The 555-nt window shown below is 48.6% G+C and carries 1 protein-coding gene; it reads left to right on the forward strand.

Going from position 1 to position 555, the window contains the following annotated elements; genetic code table 11:
* Positions 1-555, forward strand: a 555-nt coding sequence (gene xseA / locus R7Z77_RS27645) for an exodeoxyribonuclease VII large subunit (RefSeq protein ID WP_318137345.1), incomplete at both ends; no start/stop codon positions are given.

Below are 555 nucleotides of genomic sequence, written 5' to 3' on the forward strand. Positions count from 1 at the left end.
TACCCGTGGTGATTTATCCGACCATGGTCCAAGGTGATGACGCAGCCATTCAAATTGCCCAAGCAATCGGTCGTGCTAATAGCCGAAATGAATGTGATGTATTGATTGTTGGTCGTGGCGGCGGCTCTCTAGAAGACTTATGGTGCTTTAACAATGAGATCCTTGCTCGCACTATTGCTGCAAGTCAAATCCCGATCATTAGTGCTGTGGGCCATGAAGTCGACATGACGATTGCCGATTTTGTTGCCGATGTGCGAGCTCCTACTCCATCAGCTGCCGCTGAACTGGTTAGCCGTGACAACAGCCATAAAGATCAATCGCTTGTAGCGAAACAGCATAAACTAGCTAGTGCGATGCGCTACTACTTAGCGCAGCAAAAACAGCAATCTACGCAACTTCTGCATCGCTTAGAACGCCAACATCCAAGTTATAAGTTGCAGCGTCAGTCACAGCAACTCGATGAGCTGGATATGCGTTTGCGTAGAGCTATGCAGCGCTTCATCGACACACGTCACCAAGCCGTTGAGCGTAAACACCACCGTCTGCAATTAAACT

It is taken from the genome of Vibrio sp. 1401 (assembly GCF_033340295.1).